15 protein-coding genes are annotated in these 24,316 nt (G+C 72.3%); 8 read left to right on the top strand and 7 right to left on the bottom strand.

The annotated features are described in order from the left end of the window. The first annotated feature begins 41 nt into the window (after window positions 1–41). Genes ACH442_RS30110 through ACH442_RS30095 form a run of 4 tightly spaced genes read left to right on the top strand, consistent with a single transcriptional unit; the run spans window position 42 to window position 3,701 of the window. The gene (locus ACH442_RS30110) at window positions 42–1,172 is read left to right on the top strand and encodes a DegT/DnrJ/EryC1/StrS family aminotransferase (RefSeq protein ID WP_396341491.1); all 1,131 of its coding nucleotides are present in this window, start codon (window positions 42–44) and stop codon (window positions 1,170–1,172) included. Next, window positions 1,169–1,813: a sugar transferase gene (locus ACH442_RS30105; RefSeq protein WP_396341490.1), complete on the top strand. Its 645-nt coding sequence runs from the start codon at window positions 1,169–1,171 to the stop codon at window positions 1,811–1,813. The genes ACH442_RS30110 and ACH442_RS30105 overlap by 4 nt, the downstream gene beginning before the upstream one ends. Then, entirely contained in the window at window positions 1,806–2,441 is a 636-nt protein-coding gene (locus tag ACH442_RS30100) for a NeuD/PglB/VioB family sugar acetyltransferase (RefSeq protein ID WP_396341489.1), read from the top strand. The genes ACH442_RS30105 and ACH442_RS30100 overlap by 8 nt, the downstream gene beginning before the upstream one ends. 9 nt (window positions 2,442–2,450) lie before the next feature. Further along, window positions 2,451–3,701 carry a glycosyltransferase family 4 protein gene (locus ACH442_RS30095; RefSeq protein WP_396341488.1) on the top strand — a complete coding sequence of 417 codons (1,251 nt, stop codon included), beginning with the start codon at window positions 2,451–2,453 and terminating at the stop codon, window positions 3,699–3,701. A gap of 125 nt (window positions 3,702–3,826) precedes the next feature. Here the strand turns inward: ACH442_RS30095 and ACH442_RS30090 are convergent, their stop codons facing one another. From ACH442_RS30090 to ACH442_RS30075, 4 genes are read right to left on the bottom strand one after another with little or no spacing between them, the layout of a single operon-like run. Next, window positions 3,827–5,020 (bottom strand): O-antigen ligase family protein, encoded by a 1,194-nt coding sequence (locus ACH442_RS30090; protein WP_396341487.1) that lies wholly within the window; start codon window positions 5,018–5,020, stop codon window positions 3,827–3,829. Further along, window positions 5,017–6,306: a lipopolysaccharide biosynthesis protein gene (locus tag ACH442_RS30085; protein ID WP_396341486.1), complete on the bottom strand. Its 1,290-nt coding sequence runs from the start codon at window positions 6,304–6,306 to the stop codon at window positions 5,017–5,019. Before ACH442_RS30085 ends, ACH442_RS30090 begins: the two co-directional genes overlap by 4 nt. Before the next feature lie 15 nt (window positions 6,307–6,321). Then, entirely contained in the window at window positions 6,322–7,332 is a 1,011-nt protein-coding gene (locus ACH442_RS30080) for a glycosyltransferase family 2 protein (protein WP_396341485.1), read from the bottom strand. A gap of 13 nt (window positions 7,333–7,345) precedes the next feature. After that, complete coding sequence (locus ACH442_RS30075) at window positions 7,346–8,725, bottom strand: polysaccharide biosynthesis tyrosine autokinase (RefSeq protein WP_396341484.1); 1,380 nt, start codon at window positions 8,723–8,725, stop codon at window positions 7,346–7,348. 88 nt (window positions 8,726–8,813) lie between these two features. On the opposite strand from ACH442_RS30075, the gene ACH442_RS30070 reads away from it, so the two are divergent. From ACH442_RS30070 to ACH442_RS30060, 3 genes are all read left to right on the top strand, one after another. Further along, the gene (locus tag ACH442_RS30070) at window positions 8,814–10,598 is read left to right on the top strand and encodes a polysaccharide biosynthesis protein (RefSeq protein WP_396341483.1); all 1,785 of its coding nucleotides are present in this window, start codon (window positions 8,814–8,816) and stop codon (window positions 10,596–10,598) included. 231 nt (window positions 10,599–10,829) lie between these two features. Then, entirely contained in the window at window positions 10,830–15,665 is a 4,836-nt protein-coding gene (locus ACH442_RS30065) for a DUF4011 domain-containing protein (RefSeq protein ID WP_396341482.1), read from the top strand. Window positions 15,666–15,794: 129 nt separating this feature from the next. After that, window positions 15,795–18,539 (top strand): transglycosylase domain-containing protein, encoded by a 2,745-nt coding sequence (locus ACH442_RS30060; protein ID WP_396341481.1) that lies wholly within the window; start codon window positions 15,795–15,797, stop codon window positions 18,537–18,539. A gap of 10 nt (window positions 18,540–18,549) precedes the next feature. Here the strand turns inward: ACH442_RS30060 and ACH442_RS30055 are convergent, their stop codons facing one another. Both ACH442_RS30055 and ACH442_RS30050 read right to left on the bottom strand, forming a co-directional pair. Continuing rightward, on the bottom strand, window positions 18,550–19,155 hold the full coding sequence (locus ACH442_RS30055) for a TetR/AcrR family transcriptional regulator (RefSeq protein WP_396341480.1): 606 nt from the start codon (window positions 19,153–19,155) through the stop codon (window positions 18,550–18,552). A 22-nt stretch (window positions 19,156–19,177) separates the two neighbouring features. Further along, on the bottom strand, window positions 19,178–20,749 hold the full coding sequence (locus ACH442_RS30050) for an MFS transporter (protein WP_396341479.1): 1,572 nt from the start codon (window positions 20,747–20,749) through the stop codon (window positions 19,178–19,180). A 165-nt stretch (window positions 20,750–20,914) separates the two neighbouring features. On the opposite strand from ACH442_RS30050, the gene ACH442_RS30045 reads away from it, so the two are divergent. Beyond that, the gene (locus ACH442_RS30045) at window positions 20,915–21,922 is read left to right on the top strand and encodes an aldo/keto reductase (RefSeq protein ID WP_396341478.1); all 1,008 of its coding nucleotides are present in this window, start codon (window positions 20,915–20,917) and stop codon (window positions 21,920–21,922) included. Here ACH442_RS30045 and ACH442_RS30040 read toward each other — a convergent pair. Continuing rightward, window positions 21,845–24,145: a putative bifunctional diguanylate cyclase/phosphodiesterase gene (locus tag ACH442_RS30040; protein ID WP_396341476.1), complete on the bottom strand. Its 2,301-nt coding sequence runs from the start codon at window positions 24,143–24,145 to the stop codon at window positions 21,845–21,847. The two genes, ACH442_RS30045 and ACH442_RS30040, sit on opposite strands and share 78 nt — an antisense overlap. Window positions 24,146–24,316: the final 171 nt, after the last annotated feature.

The raw sequence follows: 24,316 nt of genomic DNA, 5'->3' as shown, positions 1-24,316 counted from the left end.
GCCGAAATCCCCCCGACGCGCGGCCCGATGGGTGGTGGGGGATGCTTGCCGAGAAACGTACCGTGCTGCTGTCCGGCCCCGACGTCGGAGAGCTGGAGCAGGAGTTCGTGCTCGCCGCTCTCCGGTCGGGCTGGGTCGCCCCGGCCGGCCCGGATCTGGAGCTTTTCGAGCGCGAGGTCGCCGACCGGGCCGCGGTGCCGCACGCGGTCGCCGTCAACTCGGGCACGGCCGCGCTGCACCTGGCCCTTCTCGGTCTCGGCGTGGGCCCGGGCGACGTCGTCGTCGTGCCGACCCTGACGTTCGTGGCCACCGCGAACGCTGTCGTCTACACCGGTGCGACGCCGGTCTTCGTCGACTGCGACCCGGTCACCGGCAATCTCGACCCGGACCTGCTGGCCGGGGTGCTCGCCACGGACGCGTCGGTGCGTGCGGTGCTGACCGTCGACGTCTACGGAACCTGCGCCGACTACACACGGATCCTGCCGTTGTGCGAGATGCACGGCGTTCCGCTGGTCGAGGACGCGGCCGAGGCGCTCGGCGCCGCGCACGGTGAACGGCCGGCCGGCTCGTTCGGGCGGGCGGCGGCGCTGTCGTTCAACGGCAACAAGATCATGACCACCTCGGGCGGTGGCATGCTGCTCACCGGCGACGCCGGGCTGGCCGCCCGGGCGCGGCACCTGGCCGGGCAGGCGCGGCTGCCGGCCGAGCACTACGAGCACGCCGAGATCGGCTACAACTACCGGCTGAGCAACATCCTGGCCGCGCTCGGCCGAGCCCAGCTGCGCCGCCTCGACGAGATGATCAAAAGACGCCAGGGGGTACGCGACCAGTACGCCGACCTGTTCGCCCCCGTCGATGCCGTGACCCTCATCGGTGGCGGCGATCCGGGTGCGAACTGCTGGCTGACCGGCATCGTCGCCGACCCCGCCCTCGCCGGCTGGCACGCCCGTGACCTGGCCGCGCACCTCACCGCCCGGGGCATCGAGACGCGCCCGGTCTTCAAGCCGATGCACCGGCAACCGGTGTTCGCCGACGCCCGTACGGCCCTGACCGGCGCCGCTGATCGCCTGTTCGGCAACGGTCTCGTCCTGCCCAGCGGCTCGGCCCTGCGCGACGACGAGATCCAGCGGGTGCACGACGCCGTCGCCGAGTTCCTGGACGGCCACCGGTGAGCCGCCCGTCCCGGACCACCGACGTCGTGCAGCGCGCGATCGACGTCGCGGTCGCCGCCACCGGGCTGGTCGTCCTCTCCCCGGTGATGGCCGGGGTCGCCGTCGCGGTCGGTGCCCGGCTCGGCCGCCCGGTGCTGTTCCGCCAGCCCCGGCCGGGGTTGCACGGCCGGCCGTTCACGCTGGTCAAGTTCCGCACGATGCGTGACGTCGACGAGCGGCGCGGGCTGGTCAGCGACGGCGACCGGCTCACCGGGCTGGGCCGGGTGCTGCGCACGTTCAGCCTGGACGAGCTGCCGACGCTGTGGAACGTGCTGCGCGGCGAGATGAGCCTGGTCGGGCCGCGTCCGCTGCTGATGCGGTACCTCGACCTCTACACGCCCGAACAGGCCCGCCGCCACGAGGTGCGGCCCGGCGTCACCGGGCTCGCCCAGGTCAGCGGTCGCAACGCGCTGAGCTGGGAGGACCGGCTGGCGATCGACGTCTGGTACGTCGACCACCGGTCCCTCGCGCTGAACGTCAGGATCATCGTGCGGACCGCGCTGACCCTGCTGCGCCGCGAGGGCATCAGTGCCCCCGGTGAGTCGACCATGCCGGAGTTCACCGGCACCGTCCAGCCCGGGAAGGGGCCAGAGGTTGCCTGAGACCATCGTCGTCGTCGGCTGCGGCGGGTACGGCCGGGAGATCTACGGCGTCGTCGCGGCCGTCAACGCCGCCGAGGGCAGCCCGTGGAAGGTCGCCGGATTCCTCGACGATGCGCCGACCGGCGACAACCTGCGCTGCCTGGACCGGCTCGGCGTGCCCTGCCTGGGGCCGAGCGCGTTGCTCGCCGGCCTCGACGCGCACTACGTGATCGGGATCGGCGATCCGCAGGTCCGGGCCCGGGTCGCCGGGCAACTGGAACCGTACGGCCGGCCGGCGGCCCGGCTCGTGCACCCGGCCGCCACCGTCGGCGTGGCCAACGAACTGGCCGACGGCGTGGTGCTGTGCGCCGGGGCCCGGGTGACCACGAACGTGACCCTGGGCCGGCACACCCACCTGAATCTGAACGCGACCGTCGGTCACGACGCCATCCTGGAAGAGTACGTCCAGGTCAACCCGCTCGCCGCGATCTCCGGGAGCTGCCGGATCGGGCGGGCGGCGCTGATCGGGACGAACGCGTCGGTCCTGCAGGGCCGGTCCGTCGGCGACCGGGCCAGAGTCGGGGCCAACGCCTGCGTCGTCCGGGACGTGGAATCGGGGCGGACCGTCAAGGGCGTCCCGGCGGCGTGAGGGGAACTCGTGCGCATCACCTACATCCACCAGCACTTCAGGACGCCCGGGATGGCCGGCGGCACCCGTTCCTACGAGTTCGCGCGGCGCCTGGTCGACCGTGGGCACGAAGTCCACCTGATCACCGGTGATCCGGACGGCACCCGGGCCAGGACCAGCACCGAGGCCGGCATCGTGGTGCACTGGTTGCCGGTGCCGTACGACAACACGATGTCGTACCGGCGAAGGATCCTGGCCTTTCTGGGGTTCGTCGGCCATGCCGCGGTGGTGGCCGGCCGTCTGCGGCACGACCTGGTCTTCGCGACCAGCACCCCGCTGACCGTGGCCATCCCCGGCGTGTACGCGGCGCTGCTCCGGCGCGTGCCCATGGTGTTCGAGGTCCGCGACCTGTGGCCGGAAGTGCCGATCGCGATGGGCGTGCTGCGCTCGCCCGCCACCCGCTGGGCCGCGCACCGGCTCGAAGCGTGGGCCTACCGGCGGTCGGCGCACGTCGTCACCGTCTCGCAGGGCATCGCCGACAGCATCGAGCGCCGCTTCCCCGGCGTGCCCGTCACCGTCGTGCCGAACGGCGCCGACCGTGACCTCTTCGCCGGCGCCGACCGGGGCGGCGCGGCGCTGCGCCAGGCGACGCCGTGGCTCGGGGACCGTCCGATGATCCTCTACGCCGGGGCGCTCGGCATCGCCAACGGCGTGGAATACCTGATCCGGATGGCCGCCCGTCTCGCCCACACCGATCCTGAGGTACGCGTCGTGATCGTCGGCGACGGCCGGATGCGTGACCTGGTCCGCGCCCTCGCCGCCGAGCTCGACGTGCTGAACCGGAACGTGTTCATGCTCGACCCGGTCGCGAAATCCGAGGTGGTGGCGTACTACGCCGCCTGCGACCTGGCGACCTGCCTGACCGTCAACGTGCCCGAACTCAGCAGCGACTCGTCCAACAAGTTCTTCGACGCGTTCGCGGCGGGGCGGCCGGTCGCGGTCAACCACGCCGGCTGGGGCGCCGACCTGCTCACCGCCACCGGGGCCGGCCTGGTGTTCCCGGAGGACGATCCGGAAGGCGCGGCCGTCCTGGCCGCCCGCTTCCTGCGCGATCCCGCGGCGTGCGCGGCGGCCCGGGCCGCGTCGGCGGAGCTCGGCCGGGATCGCTTCGACCGTGACCGGCTCTTCGCCGACTTCGAGCGGGTCCTGCTCGACGCCGCCGGACGCAAGCCCGCCCCGGTCACTCACGCGAAGCTGCACCCCGGCCCGGCCCCCGGATGAGCCGCCGCCTCCTACTCGGCCGAGCCTGCGGCGCGTGCCGGCCGGCGTTCATGGTTCTCCGTAAGCCCGGCAGGACCGCGGGATGTGCCGAGCGGAGGCCGGCATGGGGTACCGGATTCGGCTCTTCAGCGGTGGGTGAGGGTGGCCGGGGCGCGGGCGGGATGGACGGCAGCCAGTAACAGCATGATCCACATGGTCCGGGCGTCGTAGTAGTCACCGGAGAAGAGGTTGGTGCAGCCGATGAAGATGCCGCAGTACGCCGCGAACCGCGCCTCCAGGCTGCGTTCGCGCAACGGCGTCCCGGCGTACGCGTGCCACAGCCCCAGCCACGCGACCAGGAGCAGCGCCAGCCCGACCGCCCCGCCCTCGGCCGCGATCGAGAGGGGCAGGTTGTGCGTGTACAGCTCGAGGCCGAAGCCGCTGGCCACGGTGAAGCCGTTCAGGCCGGTGCCGAGCAACGGGTGCTGGAGGAAGATCCGCAGCGCCATCCCGAAGAGCACGTCGCGGGACGACGCGTTCTGCTGTTCGAGGGTGCCCTGGATGAAGCGGGCCTGGACGTAGTCGGCGATGGTCGGGCCGGCGGTGACGACGAGGATCACCGCGACGACGAGGATCAGGCCGAACGGTTTGGCGAGCCGGCCGAAGTCGACGCGCGGGCGGATGGCCAGCAGCGCGATGGTGACGGTGACGGCGAGGGAGACGAGACCGCCGCGGGAGCCGGAGGCGATGGCCCCGAACAGGAACACCGGGATCGGCACGAGCCAGATCAGGCGTTCCTCCTCGCGCAGGTACAGGTAGAACGAGGTGATCATGCCGAGGATCATGAGCCGGACGAAGACGTTGGGGCCGCCGCCGAGGGCCGCCCACCGGCCGTTCACCTCGCGTCCGAAGCCGGCCGCGGCGGCGGCGAAGTAGATCCAGGCCGCCGCGTGGAACATTTTCAGCGTGGTCGCGGTCACCCGGTCGCGGTCCCAGGCGGCCAGGTTGTAGTAGACGACCAGCAGCCCGAAGACCGCGCACAGGTCGCCGAGGACCGGGCCGGTGATCGTGCCGGGCGGCACCCAGAGCACGGAGATTCCCTGGTAGGCGAGGAGGGCGAGGATGCCGAGCACGGCGTGCCCGGCCGCGGCCGGGCGAGGTCCGACATGGTGCGACTCCAGAGCCAGGCTCAAGATCAAGATCAGGAACAGCGGCACGCGTACGTCGTCGGCAATCGGAATGTCCAGGCCGGCGCGCGACAACGTGAACCGTCCGGCCAGCGTGACCAGGAACGCGAACAGCACGATCAGCCCGGGGCGGGTGGCGGGCTCGCCGGTCATGACCGGGGCAGCCGGACGGCGTAGGCGGCCAGTCCCACCCCGTCGAACCCGAGTGCGGTGGCGGCGGCGGCGAGTCCCAGCACCGCCGCGTGCGGTGGTGTCAGGAACACCGTCCCGATCGCGGTCACCACGATCTCCAGGGCGAGACAGGCGATCAGCAGACGGCTCATGAACTTCGGTTCGAGCAGCGTGTCCATCGTGGGCCGGGCGGCGTAGAACATGGCGAGCGGGATCGCGGCGAGCACGCCGAGGCGCAGGATCGGGACGGCCGAGGAGAACTCCCGGCCGAGGAACCCGTGCACCAGGACCGGCGCGAACACCAGGATCACCGCGGTCGGCAGGGCGGCCAGCATCCCGGCGATCACCGGCAGCGCGGTGAGCAGCTGGCGCACGCCCGCGTTCTCCCCGGCACGGTGGAACAACCGGCTCAGGCGGGGCATCAGCACCGGGGTCAGCATCGCGAAGAAGGAGCAGATCAGGGTCACCGCCGAGGTGGTGAAGCCGACGTAGCCCGCGTCCGGCTGACCGGGCATGGCGACTGCCACGGCGAAGGTCGGGAACGTGTAGAGCGTGGGCAGCGCTACTTCACCGGGCATGCGTCTGATGCCGTACGCGAGCAGGGTTCTGAGGGTTGGCTCCTGACCCTCGACGGTGGTGGCGGGACGGCGGCGCACGACCAGGGTGCCCCAGAGGCCGACCGCGGTGGCGCCGGCGCCCTGGATGATCAGGAACTCCTCGATCGTCTCGGCGGAGAGGAACGCGACCAGCGGGATCAGCCCGAGACCGAGTCCGTAGATGAGGTTCGAGTCGAGGATCTGATGGTTGCCGCGCAGTGCGGCGAGCCCGGCCGAGCACAGGCAGTTGCCGCCGAGCATCACGACGATCGCGATGACCGCCTCGCGTCCACCGGTCAGGCCGAGGCCGCCGGCGATCTGCGTGCCGGCGCTGACGCCGACCAGGCCGACGACGGTGACCAGCACGGTCTCGACGTAGAGGGCGTGCCGGGCGAGCCGCCGGGTGGTGTGCTCGGTGCGCGGCAGGTAGCGCTGCAGCCCGAGCCCGAGCCCGAGCAGCAGGGCCGGCTGGAAGGTGCTGACCGTGCCTCGCGCGATCTGGTAGTAGGCGAACCCCTCGACGCTGCCGCGCTGGGCGACCAGGTGGAACAGGTAGAGCCCGGTGCCGAGCACGAACCACTGGACGGCCAGGGTGGAGACATAGTCGCGCCGCACGGCGGCAGGCACGGCCCGCAGCAGTGTTCTGAGGCCCGGGAGGTCACCGGCGAGCATGCGGCAGGGCCGTGCTCATCCGCGCCGGGCCGCCGGGTCCAGGGCGCCGCAGATCGAGCCGATCCCGTAGACGACGTGCGTGGTCGCGAACACGATCGGCAGCGTCACCAGCAGCGCCGGATCGCGGTGGCGCCAGGCCAGCCGGCCGGCCGAGGCGAGCGCGGCGGCGCCGTAGAGCCCGGCGATCCCGGCGGCGGCCCACCTCGCCCGGGAGGAGCGGGCCGAACCGGCGGCGGCCGCGGTCAGCGTGACGACGAAGCCGACGGGCACGACGTTGCGGAACGAGCCGATCCAGCGCCCGACCGAGCGCGACGCGCGGAACGGCCAGTAGCCGGCCTCGAACGTCCATGCGCAGAACTCGCGGAAGTCGCTGCGCGCGTAGTACGTGCTGCAGATGTCCGGGAGCAGCAGGACCTTCCCGCCGGAGGCTCGCAGCCGCTGGTTGAACTCCCGGTCCTGCGCCTTGTCCAGCTGCTCGTGGAACACGCCGACCCGCTCGAAGACGGTGCGCCGGTAGCAGCCGCCGAACACGGTGTCGACCCACTGCGGCCCGCCCGCGCCGGTCCGGTACCGCGCGCCACCGGCCCCGAACATGTCGGTGCTGGCGACCGCGATCGCCCGGCCCATCGCGGTGTCGTCGCGCGGCAGCGGCCGCCGGATGCCGCCGACGTTGTCCGCGTCCGGGTTGTGCAGCAGCCCGTGCACGCATTTGAGCAGGTAGTCCGGCTCGTACTCGGCGTGCACGTCGAGCCGCACGATGACGTCGCCGCGGGCCTCGGCGATGCCCCGGTTCAACGCGGCCGGGCGGCTGCGCCCCGGGTTGTCGAGCAGCCGGATGTTCGGCTCGCGCAGCGCGTGGTCCCGCACGATCGCGCGGGTGCCGTCGTCGCTCATCGCGTCGACCAGCAGGATCTCCATCCGCTCGGCCGGGTAGGTCTGCGCCTTCACCGAGTCGAGGAAGGCGTCGACGAACCGGACCTCGTTCCAGCACGGGATGACGACCGTGACATAGGGGAGTTCCATCATCGGGCTCCGATCATCAAGCGGCCGCCTGCATCTTCCAGCCGCCCCAGGCACGTGGCGGCTTCCGGCCGGACAGATAGGTGTCGTAGCTCGGCACCGCGTCCGGGCCCTTGCGGGTCACCATGTTCAGCACGCAGCCGAGCAGCGTGGCGTTGACCGCGTGCAACGATCGGACCGCCTGCGTGACCTGGGCGGACGTGGTGCGGCGAGCCCGCACGACGAGCAGGGTGCCGTCGGCGCGGGCGGCGACCACGGCAGCGTCGGTGACCGGGAGCAGCGGGGGACAATCAAAGATCACGACGTCGAACCTTTTGCGTACGTCGTCGACCAGCTCGGTCATCCGCGGGGAGCTGAGCAGCTCGCTGGGGTTCGGCGGGGTGCGCCCGCTGGCGAGCAGCCACAGCCCCGCGCCCCACGGCTGCAGCACCTGTTCGAGCATCGCGGTCCCGTCCAGCACGGTGCTGAGCCCGGCCGCGTCCTCCCGGCCCAGGAACGAGGCCAGCCGCGGGTGGCGCAACTCGGCGTCGACGACCAGGACCCGTTGCCCGGCCTCGGCGAAGAGCAGCGCCAGCCCGCACGCGGTGGCCGACCGTCCCTCGCCGGGGACGGCGCTGGTCACGGCCAGGGTCTTGACCGAGTTCGTGGCGGCGGCGCACTGCACCTGCGTCCGGACCTCGCGCAGCGCCTCGGTCCGCGCCGACGTGCTCGACGAGACGAACGGGCCACCCGGATCCATCGGCACCCGCGCGAGCACCGGCGCCGACGCGAGCACCTGCAGGGCTTCGCCGGTGCGTACGGTGTGGTCGGCCACCTCCCGCCCGACCGAGCCCATCGCGCCCAGTACCAGCCCGGCGACCGTGGCCAGCGCGAAGTTGTTCAGCGAGTTCGGCGCGACCGGGTCGTCCTCCAGCGCCGGCCCGGAGACGACGGTGACCTTGACGGTGGACGGCTCGGTCGGCGCCGGCCGCTCCAGTTCCTCGACGGCGGTCTCGAAGCGGGTGGTGACGCGGGTGAGCAGCAACAACGCCCGGTTGCGGTCCCGATCCTGCACGCTCACCTCCATCATCACCGTGTCGGCGACCGTCTCCGAGGAGATCGCGTCCCGTACCTGCTGCGGGTTCAGGTCGATGCCGGGCTCACCGGCCAGCGGGGTGGCGACCTCGTCGCTGGTCAGCAACCTGGCGTAGGTGGACAGCCGGCTGGTGTTGAACATGCTGGCCGGGTAGAGGTCGGAGGCGCCGACGCCCGGGGTGGAGAAGAAGAACGTGACCCGTGCCGCGTACACCGGGGTGGTGTTCAGGTTCACGACCAGGGCCACGCCGAGCGCGCTCAGCACCGAGGCCAGCATCAACAACCAGTGCCGTCTGGCGACACGGAGGTAATCGCGCGGACCCACGCGGCAACGATATGGCGGTGTATGGGGTACTTCTCCGGTATCGAAATAGTCCGCTTTAATCCATATTTGTCCTGCTAGAGTGCCGGTCATGAGGGCTGCTCGCCTGCTGCCGCTGCTCGTGGACGGCGCCGCGTGGGCAGCCGGCCTGCTGGCCGCCGTCCTCGCCCGGTACGACCTCGCCCCCGGCCGTCACGAACTGGCCGGCGCCCTCGCCCTCGCTCTCCTGGCCGTCGCGATGCAGGCCGCCGTCGGCCACACCCGGGGGCTGTACCGCGGGCGTTACCGGTTCGCCGGCTTCGACGACATCCGCGCGGTCGCCTCCACCGCGGTGGTCGTCACCCTCGGCCTGACCGCGGCCGACCTGCTGCTCTCCCGCCACCCGATCCCGCCCGGCCTGCCCCCGGTCGGCGGGGCGGTCGCGCTCGTCCTCATGCTCGGGTTCCGCTACGTGCGGCGGGCCCGGCTCTCCCGGCTCCGGCGGCCGCGCGGCGCCGCCCCGGTGCTGCTCTTCGGGGCCGGCTCGGCGGCGGAACTGCTGGTCGACTCGATGCTGCACGACTCGTCGGGCCGCTACGTCCCGGTCGGGCTGATCGACGACGAACCGCGCAAACGGCACCTGCGCCTGCGCGGGGTGCCGGTCCTCGGCACGCGCGACGACATCGTCGGCGCGCTCGCCGAGACCGGCGCCGAGCTGCTGGTCTTCGCCGTCGCCAACGCGGACGCGGCACTGGTCCGTGACGTGCGGGACCGGGTCACCGCGGCCGGGGCCGAGTTCCGGGTGGTGCCGTCGGTCAGCGAACTGATGAACCACGCGGTCGAGGTCGGCGACATCCGCGAGGTGCAGGTCACCGACCTGCTCGGGCGTCACCAGATCGACACCGACCTGTCCATGATCGGCGGATACCTGACCGGCAAGCGGATCTTGGTCACCGGGGCCGGCGGGTCGATCGGCTCGGAGCTGTGCCGCCAGATCCACCACTTCGGGCCGGCCGAACTGATGATGCTGGACCGGGACGAGACGTCGCTGCTCGCCGTCCAGCTCTCCATCGACCCCCGCGCCGGCCTGGACGACCCCCGGGTGATCCTGGCCGACCTGCGCGACGGCCCGCGCATCCGGGAGATCCTGCGGACCCGGCGACCGCAGGTGGTCTTCCACGCGGCCGCCCTCAAACACCTCGCCCTGCTGCAACGGCACCCGGCCGAAGCGGTCAAGACCAACGTCCTGGGGACGCTGAACGTGCTGGAAGCGGCCGAGTCGGTCGAACGGTTCGTGAACATCTCCACGGACAAGGCGGCCGATCCGTCCAGCGTCCTGGGCTACTCCAAGCGGATCACCGAACGGCTGACGGCGTGGACCGCGCGACGGCGGCCCGGCACGTTCCTGAGCGTCCGCTTCGGCAACGTGCTCGGCAGCCGCGGCTCGGTCTTCACCACGTTCAGCACCCAGATCGCCGAAGGGGGGCCGGTCACCGTCACCCACCCCGACGTGACCCGCTACTTCATGACCACCCAGGAGGCCGTGCACCTGGTCATCCAGGCCGCGGCGATCGGGCACGACGGGGAGGCGCTGGTCCTGGAGATGGGCGGGCCGGTGCGGATCGCCGAGGTGGCGCGGCAGATGGTGGCGCTCTCCGGCAAGCAGATCCCGATCGAGTTCACCGGGCTGCGGCCCGGCGAGAAGCTGGCCGAGACGCTGTTCGGGGCGGGGGAGACCGACCGGCGGCCGTACCACCCGCTGATCTCGCACGTCGAGGTGCCGCCGCTGGACCCGGCCCGGCTGCGGTCGCTGATCCCCGACGCCGACACCGCCGTCCAGATCGCCCGCATGTCCGAGGTCTGCGACGCCCCGGCCCCGGCCCCGGTCCTGCACTGACCCGGCCCGCGAGCCCGCTGCCGGTCACCGCCCCGGCCGCGCTCCCGCCGGCACGCGAGGTCGCGGCGGGGCCGGGCCGCGGCCGGGGTGGCGTGGCGGGCCGCGGGGACGGGCGGCTCACGGGCGTACGGGGAAATCGGGGGTTGCCGAAGGCCGGGCGAACGGAAAGCGACAAAGACGAAGAACGCCGTTTTGCCTCGCGAAAGGTTCTCGCAATGCTGCAATCGGGGCATGGGACCCCGCCTTGAGGAAGACCGGCCGGAGCCGAGGCCGGCCCGGGCCGGTGTGCACGCGGCGCTGCGGGCCTGGCGGGAGAGCCTGGTCGATCTCGGCGACAACAACCGGCTGATCAACTTCACCGGCGGCAACGCCGACCTCGTGGAGATCACCTCGCCGGATCCGGGGCAGATCGTCACCGCGCTGACCCGCGGGGCGCGCGCCGCCCTGACCGGGCCCGGTGGCGTGCCGGCGGACGGCGTATTCCGGACCGAGGTCGCCGAACGTTCGCTCGGCCCCCTGCTGCGCCGGATGCAACGCCGTGGCCAGCAGGAATACCTGGACCGGGGCGTCTCCGTGCTGCATCTGGCGCTCGGTCTGCTGCACTGGCGGCCGGAGTCCGACGACGAGGACGCGCCGGAGTCGGCCGGGTACGCCAGCCCGCTGCTGCTGCTCCCGGCCGAGCTGGTCACCGGTGAGCTGGGCGAACTGCCGGAGCTGCGGCTGCGCGACGAGGAACCGGTGCTGAACCCGGCGCTCGCGCTGCGGCTGCGCCAGGCCGGGATCGCGGTGAAGCACCTCGAGCCCGGCGCCGAGCTGAACGTCGACCGATTCTGGTCAGATTTCACCGACACCGTGGCGCGGCGGCACGGCTGGCACATCGAACGGTCGGTGATCCTGACCTGCCTGACCTTCCACAAGGAGGCGATCTACCGGGACCTGCAGGAGAACGAGGAGCGTATCCTGGCGCACCCGGTGATCCGCGCGCTGGCCACTACTGATCACCGGCGGCAGACCGACGAGTTCAAGTTCACCCCGATCCGGCCGGAGGAGGTGGACCGGCTCGCGCCGCCCGAGGACGTACCGCTGGTCCTGGACGCCGACTCGTCGCAGCGGGCCTGCGTGGCCGCGGCCCTGGCCGGGCACAGCTTCGTGATGGACGGTCCACCCGGGACCGGCAAGTCGCAGACCGTGGCGAACATGATCGGGGCGCTGCTGCACGCCGGCAAGCGGGTGCTGTTCGTCTCGGAGAAGGTCGCCGCGCTCGACGTGGTCCGCAACCGCCTCGCCGAGGCCGGGCTGGACCGCTACATCCTGGAGCTGCACGGGCAGCAGGCCGGGCGGCGCGAGGTGGCGACGCTGCTGGCCGCCGCGGTCGACGAGGCGCCCGAGGTGCCCGCCGAGGGCCCGGTCGTCGACCGTGGCTCGCTGCGCGAGCGAAGAGAAAAACTGACTTCTTTCGCGTACGCGATGAACGAGCCCCGCCAGCCCCTGAACGCCACCCTCCACGAGATCATCGGCCGCTGCGCCGGGCTCGCCGACGCGCCCGCCGCACCGGTCCCGACGATCGTCCCGAATTCGCTCACCCCGGATGTGATGCGCCGCGTCCACGAGGCCACCGACCAGCTCGCCCGCTCGTGGCGCGCGCTGGCCGACGGTGACGGCCTGCTCTGGCGCGACGTGATCACCCGGGAGCCGCTCGACCCGGCGCTGAGCCGGGCCGAGAAGGCACTGGCCGCGCTGGCCCGGTCGGCCCGGATCGCGGACGCCGCGGCGAAGGCGTTCGGGCTGACCGGGCCGGGCGACGCCCCGGCGCTGGCCCGGCTCGCCGACCACGCCGGGCGGCGCCCGGAGCAGGTCGCCGACTCGTGGCTGACCGCGACCGACCTGGCGCCGGTGCGCAAGGCCGCCGACCGCCGGACCGGTGAACTGGCCACCGCCGCGGAGGCCGCCGACGCGGTCAAGCAGCGCGCCGGGGTGCCGTGGACCGCGCTGCCGTCCGCCGCCGACCTGCCGATGCCGCCCGCGCTGGACACGCTCGTCGCGCCGGTCGAGCTGGGCGGGCTCACCGCCGCCGACGCCGACGAGCTGGCCCGCACGTTCACCAAGGCGGCCGAGCAGCTCGAGAAGCACCGCCGCGCGGTCAACCGGGTCACCACCAAGCTCGGCCTGCCGCAGGCGACCACGATCCGCGACATCGCCCGGGTCGCGGCCGTCGCCGAGCTGGGTGCGCGGACGCACAAACCGGAACGGTTCTGGTTCTCCCCGGGCGCGCTGGCCGGGGTGCAGACCGGGGCGAGCGCGCTGCGCCGGGCCCTGGAGCTGCTGGTCGGGGCGGAGATCCAGGCGCGGCCGTACTTCTCCGAGGCGATCCTCGCGCAGCCGGTGGAGGAGATCGCCGAGCGGTTCGCGACCATCCACCGGGGATTCGGGAAGCTGCGGTCGGCGTACCGGCGGGACAAGCGGGCGCTGGCCGGGTTCGTGCTGCCGACCGCCCATCTCGGGGACGCGATCGACCGGCTCAGCACCGCGGTCGCGTGGAAACGGGCGCGGCACGAGCTGGCGGCGGCGGAACACGCGTACGCCACCGCGCTCGGCCGGTACTGGCAGGGCCGCGGCACCGACTTCACCGCCCTCGACGAGGCGATCGCGGTGGCCACCGCCGCGCTGGCGTCCGCGCCGCAGACCGGGATCGAGGCGGTGCTCGCGTACGTCTGCGCGCCGGCCCCCGACCCCGAGCCGGTCCACGTCGTCACCGAGGCCCGCGACGCGTTGCTGCGCTGGCAGGCCACGCTGCGCCCGGCGCCCTACCCGGCGGCCCGGCCGGAACTGGTCTCGGGGCCGATCGAGGACGCCATCACCTGGCTGAACGAGCACGTCACGGCGTTGCACGCGACCGCCGACACGGTCCGGGCGTTCGACGCCGCGACCGGGCGGACCCTCGACTACGCGGAGGCGCTGCGGCTCGGCGAGCTGCGCGCCGTGGCGGCGAAGGCCGAGGCGGCCCTCGGCGGCCGGACCGAGGAGGCGGACGTGCCGTCGGGCGGTGAGGTGGTCGACTGGGCCGCGGAGGCGCGCCGGTTCACCGGCGGTGGGCCGCTCACCGGCGCGCAGGTCGACGCGCTGCGGGACCTGCGGCCGATCACCGGGCTGGCCGAGCGCGCCCAGGAGTGGGCCGAGGCCAGCCGCGCGGTCCTCGCCGGTTTCGCCCCGTCCCGGCAGCCCGACCTGCGCGAACGTTTCGCCGACTACGGGCGGGCGGCCGCGTTCCTGCGCGAGATCCGCGACGACAGCAGCGGCCAGGAGGAGTGGTTCGCCTGCCTCGACGCCCGCGACGTGCTCACCTTCCACGGCCTCGACGCGGCCGTCGAGTTCTGCGCCGATCAGCGCCTCGACAGCCGGGACGTGCCCGCGGTGATCGAACGCGCGCTGCTGCACGGCTGGGTCGACGCGGTGGTGCGGGCCGACAGCCGGCTGCGGCCCTGGCGCGCCGAGGACCGGGACCGGCTGGTCGCCGAGTTCCGGACGGCCGACGAGAAACTCGCGGCGGTCGCGGCCCGGGAGATCATCGCGGCGGTGGAGGATCGCCGTCCGTCCGGCGACAGCACCGCGGCCGGGCTGCTGCGGCGTGAGGCGATGAAAGCGGACCGCCAATTGCCCGTACGGGAACTGATCGCCCGAGCCCGTGACGTCGTGCTCGCTCTGCGCCCGTGCGTCCTGGCCTCCCCGCTGACGGTGAGCCAGTCGTTGCCCCCGGACATCGCCTTCGACGCGGTCATCTTCGACGAGGCCTCGCAGATCACCCCGGCCGACGCGGTGAACTGCATCTACCGCGGCCGCTCACTGATCACCGCCGGGGACGACCGCCAGCTGCCACCCACGTCCTTCTTCGACCGGGCGTTCACCTCGGACGCGACCGCGGACACCGAGGTGCTCGACTACCAGTCGGTGCTGGAGCTGGCCAAGGCGTGCGGCGCGTTCCCCGGCATGGGGCTGACCTGGCACTACCGCAGCCGCCACCAGGCGCTGGTCGCGTTCGCCAACGACGCCTTCTACCAGGGGCGGCTCAGCACGTTCCCGGCCCCGGGCAGCGGCGGGCCGGACACCGGCGTCGAGCTGTTCCCGGTCGCCGGGGTCTACCGCCGCGCGACCAGCCGGGACAACCCGGTCGAGGCCGAGCGGGTCGCCGAACGCATCGTCCACCACTTCACCACCCGGCCCGGGCGCACGCTCGGCGTGGTCACGTTCTCGGTCACCCAGGCCGAGGCGATCGACCGCGCGCTGGAGAAGATCGCGGCCGGGCACCCGGCGCTGGAACGGGCGGTCGCCGACGACCGGCTGCACGGCTTCTTCGTCAAGAGCCTCGAGTCGGTGCAGGGCGACGAACGCGACGTGATGATCTTCTCGATCGGCTACGGCTACGACGAGAACGGGAAGATCAGCGCGAACTTCGGGGCACTGAACCGGCCCAACGGCTGGCGGCGGCTGAACGTGGCGATCACCCGGGCCCGGCACCGCGTCGAGCTGGTCACCTCGATCCTGTCCCGCGACGTCCCCGAATCCGAGAACGAGGGGGTACGGCAGCTCGCGGCCTACCTGGACTACGTCGAGCGCGGCGCCGGGGACACCGGCACCGACCAGTCCGACGGGAGCAGCGAATTCGTCGAGTCGGTACTGGAGACCGTCCGCTCCTGGGGATACCCGGCGCGGACCGGGCTGGGGACCGCGGGCGGACGGGTCGACATCGCGATCCGGCACCCCGACGACCCGGCCGGGGACTACCTGCTCGGCATCCGGTGCGACGGGCCCGGCTACCGGGACTGCCCGGCCGCGCGGGACCGGGACCGGCTCACCGACCAGGTGCTGATCGACCTGGGGTGGCGGCTGCACCGGGCGTGGGCCCTCGCGTGGTACCGCGACCGGGCGGGGGAGGAGGGCCGGCTGCGGGCCGCGCTCGACCGGGCCGCGGCCGGGCGCACCGGCCGTACCGGAGCGATCGAGGGATCCACGGCGGAGCGCGCGCCCGGAGCGCGGCTTCGCGTGATCCCCGCCGCCCCGGCCCGGAAATGAGTCCGGTACGGATTCGACGGCGCAACGGTTTACCGCGAACGTGAAAAGTGAGCCTTTCCACCCTCGTCACCCATATCGGGCCTCGGCCGTCGTCTTGGACATAGACGCGACGCGAGGGGGAGGACCGGTATGGCGGGGAACTCGGCCCGGCACCGTGCGAGGTCGGCCGTCGGCCGCTGGTTCCGGCGGTGGCCGCGATGGCTGCGCCGGGTGGTCGCGGTGCTGGTCGCGGTGCAGGTGGTCACGGTCCTGGCGGCCGTCGTCTACGTCGCGAGCGTCGACCTGCCCGCCGACCCGGCGCCCCCGCAGGCATCGGTGCTGTACTACCGCGACGGGCGGACGGTTCTTGCGCGGATCGGCACGACCGACCGCACCGACGTGCGTCTGGACAAGGTGCCGCTGGGCGTGCGGCAGGCATTCCTGGCCGCCGAGGACCGCGGGTTCTACGACCATCACGGCGTCTCGGTGCGCGGGCTGCTGCGGGCGGTGTGGTCGAACGTGGTGGACGACAGCGGACAGGGCGCGTCCACGATCACCCAGCAGTACGTGCGCAACGCCTACCTGACCCAGGAGCGCACGGTCGGCCGCAAGGCCAAGGAGGCCGCGCTCGCGCTCAAGGCCGAGCATCGATTCAGCAAGGACGAGATCCTCGAGCGCTACCTGAACACGATCTACTTCGGCCGCGGGGCCTACGGGATCGAGGCCGCCGCGCAGGCCTTCTTCGGCACCTCGGTGGAGCACCTGAGCGCGGATCAGGGCGCGGTTCTCGCCGCGATGGTCAAGGACCCGACCCGTGGCGACCCGGCCGTCGATCCGCGCTGGACGCTCAACCGGTGGAAGTGGATCCTGCGCGCGATGAGCGACGCCGGGTGGCTGCCGGCCGGGACGGCTGACACGACGCCGTATCCGGCGGTCGCTCGGGAGTCGGTGACCGCGAGCACCGTCGGCGGACCGATCGGGTTGATCACCGACCGGGTCGAGGAGGAGCTGGCCGCCGCGGGCGTCAGCCGGCAGCAGGTCCGCACCGGCGGCCTGCACGTCACCACCACGCTCGACCCGATCGTGCAGCAGGCGGCGACCGATACCGTCGCCACGGCCCTCCAGGGACAGCCGGCCGAGTTGCGCTCCGCGCTGGTGGCGATCGACCCGGCGGACGGCGGGGTGCGCGCCTACTACGGTGGTGACCGGGGCCGGGGCTTCTACGACGACGCGCTGGCCGCCCGGCCGCCGGCCTCGACGTTCAAGCCGATTGTGCTGGCGGCCGCCGAGGAGCACGACATCAACTACCGGTCGTACTACAACGGCTCGTCACCGCGCGTCTTCGCGGACCGGGGCGGCGCGCCGCTCTACAACCTGAACAACCTCCAGTGCCCGATCTGCCCGCTCGACACCGCGATGGTGCATTCGCTGAACACGCCGTTCTACGCGCTGACCGAGCAGATCGGCGCGAAGGCCGTCCGGGATCTGGCCGTGCGGCTCGGCGTCCCGGAGAAGTACGACGAGCAGACCACCATGGTCGATCTCAAGGGCGAGCTCGCGCCCGGCAAGACCCGGGCCGACATCGCCATCGGGCGCTATCCGGTCACCCCGGCCGACCTGACCAGCGTCTACGCGACTCTGGCCAACGGCGGCGAGCGGGTGAACCGGCACTTCGTCGACTCGGTCGCCGGGCTGTACCGCACGAAGGTGCGACCGGTCCGCGCCGTCGACCGTGGCATCGCGGCCGACGTGGGCGCGGTGCTGACCGGGGTGGTCGACCACGACGGCCGTGTCCCCGGAGTGCCGGCGGCCGCCAAGACCGGCTCCCAGCAGTACGGGAACACCGCCGACTCGTCCGACGCGTGGACCGCCGGCTGGGCGTCCGGCCTGGCCGCGGTGACCTGGGTCGGGCGGGAGACCCCGGGCCCGATCCGCACGAAGGACGGCAAGGCGATCAACGGCGAGGGCATGCCTTATACGATCTTCCGCGACTTTCTCGCCGCCGCGTTCGCCGGGCGTCAGCCGACGGCGATCCTGCCCCCGGCGAACGTGGGCGGGCTGAGCAAGGGCGACCTCGAGACGCTGGGCGCCGACATCAAGATGGCGGTGCCCGGTCGTGTCTTCCCCGGCCCGCAGAAGGGCGACCAGGTCGACCGGTCGCTGGCCAAGGGCAGCTGGGCGGAGCGCACGGATCGGCTCACCGGCGTCCTGACCAAACTCGCCGACGGCGGCCCGGATTTCGCCGTCTCGCTCGTCGACCGCAAGAGCGGCCGGAGGTACGCCTTCCGTGGCGATCGCCCGTTCGAGAGCGCCAGCGTCGTCAAGGTCGAGCTTCTCGCGGCCCTGCTGCTCCGGGCACAGGACACCGGGCACGGGCTGACCGCGGCGGAGAAGGAGCGCGCCCGCAAGATGATCGTCGCCAGCGACAACGACGCGGCGTCACAGATCTACAGCGCGATCGGCGGGCCGGACGCACTGCGCCAGGCTCTGGACCGGCTCGGCCTGAAGGACACCGAGCCGGCGGCGAACTTCGGACTGACCACGACCACCGCCGAGGATCAGACCCGGATGGTCGGCCGGCTGACGGCAACCGACAGCCCGCTGACCCAGGCGTCCCGGGACCAGATCCTGAGCCTGATGTCCTCGGTCAACGCCGACCAGGCCTGGGGCATCAGTGCCGCGACCTTCAGCGGCGAGCAGACCGCCCAGAAGAACGGCTGGCTCGCCCGCTCCACCGAGAACAACCGCTGGATCATCAACAGCACCGGCCGGGTCAGCAGCGACAAGGTCGACGTGGCGCTGTCGGTGCTCTCCCACGGGCACGGCGGCCAGCAGGAGGGCATCCGCGCCGTCGAGAATGTCGCCGCCCTCACCCGCAGTTACCTCGGCTGGTGAGGAATCCGGCTCAGGCGGCGACGCCGCGCAGGAGAGCGTCGACCAGCCGGGTGGGGAAGTCCTCCTCCACCACCCCGGTCGCCTCGCCGAACATGCCCAGCATCATCGACGGGCCGGAGAGCATCAGCACCGTGAGGTTGACGTCCAGGTCGGCGCGGAACTCGCCGGTGGTGATCCCGCGGCGGATGATCTCGCGCATGCGCTCGCGGCGGGGCTCCATCACGGCGTGGTGCATCCGGTTGAGCTCGGGGTCGCGCTGCATCTCGGGCAGGATGCAGGCGGTGACGATGCCGAACTCCCGGGCCCGGGACGACCGGTTCGCGGTGACCAGGGCGATCAGGTCCTCGCGGGCGGAGACGCCACCGACCTCCGGCAGCGGGCCCTTCATGCTGCGGACCGCGTCGATGAGCAGCGCTTCCTTGTTCGCCCACCGGCGGTAGATGGTCGCCTTGCCGACGCCCGCCTTGCCGGCGACCGACTCGATGGAGAGGGCCGCCGCGCTCTGCCCTTCCGCCAGCAGTGTGAGCACCGCGTCGAGGATGGCCTGGTCGGCCTGGGCGTTGCGGGGCCGGCCAGGAGCCTTGCGCTCCTGGCCGGTCGTCGTCGTGCTGGTCATGGGGTTCATTGTTACCGCTGGGTTACGCCTCGACCAGGGCTACGCCCTGCTCCTCGGCGAGAACCGGGCTGTGCGGGCCCGCCGGCCGCTTGCCCGGCAGGAAGAGCGCCGCGACCAGGGCGCCGAGCAGCGCGAACACCAGCGAGCCGGCCGAGGCCCAGTGCATCGCGGTGACGAACGACTCGTTGGCGCTGTGGATCAGGTTCCCGCCGGCCGGACCGGCCTGGGCCGCCACCGCGTACGCCCCGGAGATCGACTCGCGGGCCGCGTCGGCCGCGGCACCGGGCAGGCCGTCGGTGGCCAGATTGTCCCGGTAGACCGAGGAGAGGATCGCGCCGAGCACCGCGACGCCCAGCGCGCCGCCGAGCTGCCGGATGGTGTTGCTGACCGCGGAGCCGACGCCGGCCTTCTCCCGGGGCAGCGCCGACATGATCGACTCGGTGGCCGGCGGCATCACGTTGGCCATGCCGACGCCCTGGACGAAGAAGGCGAGGGCGACGACGACGATCGGGGTCTGGGCGCCGATGAACAGCCAGGTGGACAGACCGAGCGCGACCAGCAGCAGGCCGGTCGTGCTGACCAGCTTCGGGCCGAACTTCTTGACCATGTTCGAGCTGATCGGGGCGAAGACCATCTGGCCGACCGCGAACGGGACGAACAGCGCGCCGGAGGCGAGCGGACCGTAGCCACGGACCAGCTGCAGGTAGAACGCACCGAAGAACATCGCGCCCATGGCGGCGAAGAAGACCAGGCCGATCATGCCGGTCGAGGCGGAGAACTGGCGGTTGGTGAAGAGCCGCACGTCCAGCGACGGGAACTCGAGGCCACGCTCGTAGAACACGAACCCGGTCAGTACCAGCACCGCGCCCACGATCGGACCCCAGGCCAGGACATCGCCGAAGCCGTCCTCGCCGCCCTTGATCACGCCGTAGGTCAGCAGGGTCAGGCCGACGATGGAGAGCAGCACGCCGACCACGTCGATGCGGCCGGGCTTCGGGTCACGCGACTCGGGGACCAGGGTGAAGACCAGGGCCACGCCGACGATGACGATCGGGACGTTGATCAGGAAGACCGAGCCCCACCAGAAGTGCTCCAGCAGGAATCCGCCGAGGATCGGACCGAGGGCGACGGCGAGGCCGACCGCGCCGGCCCAGACGCCGATGGCGCGTCCGCGCTCCTTCGGCTCGAAGACGTTGGCGATGATCGACAGCGTGGACGGCATGACCGCCGCGGCGCCCAGGCCCATCAGCGCGCGGGCGCCGATCAGCTGGTCGGGGCTGCTCGCGTAGGCCGAGACCAGCGACGCGATGCCGAACAGGCCCAGGCCGACGGCCAGGGTGATCCGGCGGCCGATCCGGTCGGCGAGGATGCCGGCGGTGAAGAGCAGGCCGGCGAAGACCAGCGTGTACGAGTTGATGGCCCACTCGAGCTCACTCTGGGTGGCGCCGAGACCGTGCTGCGGGTCCGCGATGATCCGCAGGGCCACGTTCAGCACGGTGTTGTCGAGAACCACCACGAGCAGGCTGATGACCAGCACCGCGAGGATGGCCCAGCGTCGGGGATGCCCGGCGGTCTGGGGTTGTTGCGCGTTCATCCGGTGTTTCCCCCCGGTTTCGAAACGGAACTGTCTCGTATCTCAATAGGGACAGTAGTCCGGCACGATAGGAAACGGAACGCTCTCGTATCGAAAGTGTCTCCCGTCACTGAAGTCGCCGCCGGTGGTTGACCTGGAGCGCGCTCCAGGTCATACGGTCGGGTCATGGAAATGATCGAACTGGGTCAAACCGGCACTCAGGTCAGCCAGCTCGCCCTGGGCGCCATGCAGATGGGCGGCGCCACCGCCGAACCCGACGCCATCCGCATCCTCGACCGGTTCCTCGACGCGGGCGGCACCTTCCTGGACACCGCCGACTGCTACGAGTGGTGGTCACACCGCGGCAGCCGGGGCGGCGAGAGCGAGGAACTCCTCGGGCGCTACCTCACGGGCCGCCGTGACCAGGTCTTCCTCGCGACGAAGGGCAGCGCCGTCCCGGCGTACTCGGACGAGCTCTGGAACGCCGACGGGAGCGCGAACTGGGAGCTGGCGCGGCGCACCTTCGCCGGGGCGGGCGCGGACACGCTGCGGCACGCGCTCGACGGCAGCCTGCGGCGGCTCGGCACCGACCACGTCGACCTCTACTACGTGCACGTCGACGACCTGAGCACGCCGCTGGAGGAAACCCTGGAGGCGCTCGACGAGCTGGTCCGTGCGGGCAAGACGCGCTACCTGGGCTGGTCGAACGTACGGACCTGGCGGCTCGAGGCGATCCGGCAGCTCTGCGACCGGCACGGCTGGGCAGCACCGGTGGCACTGCAGCAGCAGCACTCCTATCTGCGGGCCAAGGCCGGGAACGCGTCCGCCTCGATCGTCGGGGTGGAGCAGCTGGAATACCTGGACCGGCACCGCGACCTGCAACTGGTCGCGTACTCGCCGATCCTCAAGGGTGTCTACGACGACCCGGCGGCGCGGCGGACCGGCGAGTGGGCACTGGAGAACTATGCCGGGCCGGACACGGACGCCCGTCTCGGCGTACTCAACGAGGTGGCCCTTGAAGTGGGGTCGACGCCCAATCGCACGGTGCTGGCCTGGCTGCTGCACCAGACCGCGCCGTCGGTCGTGCCGCTGATCGGGCCGAAGACGCCCGCGCAGCTAGACGACCTGCTCCCGGCCCTCGACATCAAGCTCGACGCCGGTCAGCTGGCCCGCCTCGACGCGGCCGGGGCGTAGCTCCACCGACTCGCGCGGCTCGACCTCGGCCAGTTCCAGGATGCCCTCCTGTCCGACGGGGTGGGACAGTAGGTAACCCTGGGCGAACTCGCAGCCGAGCCGCGCGAGGACCTGCAGGTCGGCGGCGTTGTCGACGCCCTCGGCGACGGTCACCATGCCGAGGGCGCGCGCCATCTTCACCATCGCGTCGGCCAGCGACGTGCGGGCCTGGTCGCGGTGGATCCCGGCGACGAACGCCCGGTCGATCTTCACCACGTCCCAGCCGTGGTCGGCGACCCGGGCCATCGACGAGTACCCGGTGCCGAAGTCGTCCACGGCGATCTTCACGCCGGCCCGGCGCAGCGGACCGAGCGCGGCCTCGACGGTCGCGGGCTCGGCCATGCCGGTCTCGGTCAGCTCGAGGGTGAGCATGTCCGGCGGGGTGCCGGTGCGCTCCAGCGCGGTCAGCACGAACTGGGCCGTGGTCTGGTCGAGCTGACGCGGTGACAGGTTGACCGCGACCGGGATCCAGCGGCCGGTCCGGTCGAACCAGCCGCGCTGCTCGGTCAGGGACTGGTCGAGGACGACCGCGAACACCTGCGCGATCGTGCCGGCCGCCTCGGCGATCGGCACGAACACGGCCGGCGGCAGCACGCCGTCGGCCGGGTGCCGCCAGCGGACCAGCGCCTCGACCGAGCTCAGCCGCCCGTCGTCGACCCGGAACACCGGCTGGTAGACGCAGAAGATCTCCCCCGGGTGGCTCAGTGCGCGCCGCAGGTCGGCGTCGATCCGCAGCCGCTGCGCCGCCTCGGCCCGGATCTCCGCGTCGAACCGCACCATCCGGCCCCGGCCGGCCGCCTTGGCCTGGTACATCGCGGTGTCCGCGTCCTGCACCAGGGCGTCCGGGTCGGCGTCGCGGTCGGCGGTGGTGCGCAGGCCGATCGAGAGCGACGCGAAGAACTCGGTGCCGTCGGCGAGGCGCATCGGCCGTCCGAGGTACTCGGCGACCCGGTCCGCGATCTGCGCGGCCTGCTCCTCGGTGGTCTCCGGCATCAGGATGACGAACTCGTCGCCACCGAGCCGGCACACCACGTCGCTGTCCCCGACCGCGGCCCGCAACCGGGTGCTGATCTCGATCAGGAGCTGGTCACCGGCGTCGTGGCCGAGGCTGTCGTTGACGTCCTTGAAGTGGTCCAGGTCGCAGAAGAGCAGCCCGACGCGGGCCTGCGGGGTGTGTGGCATCGAGCTGAGCGCCGGCGCCAGGCGGTCCATCAGCAGGCTGCGGTTGACCAGCCCGGTCAGGATGTCGTGCCCGGCCCGCCAGGACAGCTCGTGGATCGGACCGGCCAGCCGGACCGCGACCAGCGCCATCGACAGCGCCGAGCCGAGCACCAGCGGTGTGTCCGAGCCCGGCTCCCAGAACAGGTGCAGACAGGGCAGCAGCAGCGCCGCGCCGAACAGGATCAGCGCCCGGGTCAGCGTCAGCGTGGTGATCGCCGACCGCCGGGGCGCGGTCGCCACCATCGACGGGTGCAGCGCGGCCGTGCCGAGCAGGATCGGCATCGCCATCCAGCCCAGATCGATCAGACCCCCTTCCCGGTACGACCCGGTCAGCCCCTGATGCGTGTAGAGCGCGTCGGAGACGAACCAGGCCACCAGGCCCGAGAGCAGCCAGCGCACGCCCGGCGCGCGCAGTTCGACGCCGAGTGCCAGCGCGAGCGCGCAGTAGACCACGATCAGCGTGTTGACCGGCGCCGACATCGCGAAGAACCGGGCCGTCAGGCTGCCGCCCACCCTCAGCGTCGGGTCGACCACCAGGATCCAGGCGATCCCGGCCAGCGGGGAGAGGATCACCGCGGCGTCGACGAAGGCGGTCCGCCCGGCGCGGGACGCGAGCATCGCCGTGCCGGCCGCGATCGTCAGGTGGCCGAAGAGGTAGAGCACGTCGGCCGAGGACGGGAACGCGGGCGTGCCGTGACGGGCGGTGTGCACCGCGAAGATCACGTCCCCGGCCGCGGAGAAGGCCAGGCCCAGGCCGATCACCAGCCAGCCCCCGCGCCGCTGCGGGACGTGCCCGCGCAGGCCGATCCAGGTGGCGATCGGGGCGGTGCTGTTCACCACCACGTAGATCCACCGGGTTTCCGCGGTGAACGGCACGGTGAGGTAGACGACCGCGAGCGCGGACGTCACCAGCAGGTAGACCCACCACAGGTGGCGCGGGCCACCCCGGGTACGACCGGTCATGCCTCGTCACCGGTCTCGGGTCCGCGGGTCTGCACGCCGCTCCTATCGGCCGCCGTCCGGCCCGGCGGAGAACTCCGGGCGGTGCGGTTCCCCGCAAGTGCCACTCGGCGAATGCTGCCCCACGGGGGCGGTATCGGTGCGATCTTTCGCTCAGCGCTCATTCTTCGTCTT

The organism is Actinoplanes sp. NPDC020271 (assembly GCF_044388125.1).
In the GTDB taxonomy this organism is placed as follows: Bacteria; Actinomycetota; Actinomycetes; order Mycobacteriales; family Micromonosporaceae; genus Actinoplanes.
This window is presented reverse-complemented; position numbering and strand designations above follow the sequence as displayed.

Excerpts from the sequence above, each read along its gene's own strand:
- ACH442_RS30110 (WP_396341491.1), top strand. The coding sequence starts at position 42 with ATGCTTGCCGAGAAACGTACCGTGCTGCTGTCCGGCCCCGACGTCGGA.
- ACH442_RS30090 (WP_396341487.1), bottom strand. The coding sequence starts at position 5,020 with ATGACCGGCGAGCCCGCCACCCGCCCCGGGCTGATCGTGCTGTTCGCG.
- ACH442_RS30085 (WP_396341486.1), bottom strand. The coding sequence starts at position 6,306 with ATGCTCGCCGGTGACCTCCCGGGCCTCAGAACACTGCTGCGGGCCGTG.
- ACH442_RS30080 (WP_396341485.1), bottom strand. The coding sequence starts at position 7,332 with ATGATGGAACTCCCCTATGTCACGGTCGTCATCCCGTGCTGGAACGAG.
- ACH442_RS30070 (WP_396341483.1), top strand. The coding sequence starts at position 8,814 with ATGAGGGCTGCTCGCCTGCTGCCGCTGCTCGTGGACGGCGCCGCGTGG.
- ACH442_RS30065 (WP_396341482.1), top strand. The coding sequence starts at position 10,830 with ATGGGACCCCGCCTTGAGGAAGACCGGCCGGAGCCGAGGCCGGCCCGG.
- ACH442_RS30060 (WP_396341481.1), top strand. The coding sequence starts at position 15,795 with ATGGCGGGGAACTCGGCCCGGCACCGTGCGAGGTCGGCCGTCGGCCGC.
- ACH442_RS30055 (WP_396341480.1), bottom strand. The coding sequence starts at position 19,155 with ATGACCAGCACGACGACGACCGGCCAGGAGCGCAAGGCTCCTGGCCGG.
- ACH442_RS30050 (WP_396341479.1), bottom strand. The coding sequence starts at position 20,749 with ATGAACGCGCAACAACCCCAGACCGCCGGGCATCCCCGACGCTGGGCC.
- ACH442_RS30045 (WP_396341478.1), top strand. The coding sequence starts at position 20,915 with ATGGAAATGATCGAACTGGGTCAAACCGGCACTCAGGTCAGCCAGCTC.
- ACH442_RS30040 (WP_396341476.1), bottom strand. The coding sequence starts at position 24,145 with ATGACCGGTCGTACCCGGGGTGGCCCGCGCCACCTGTGGTGGGTCTAC.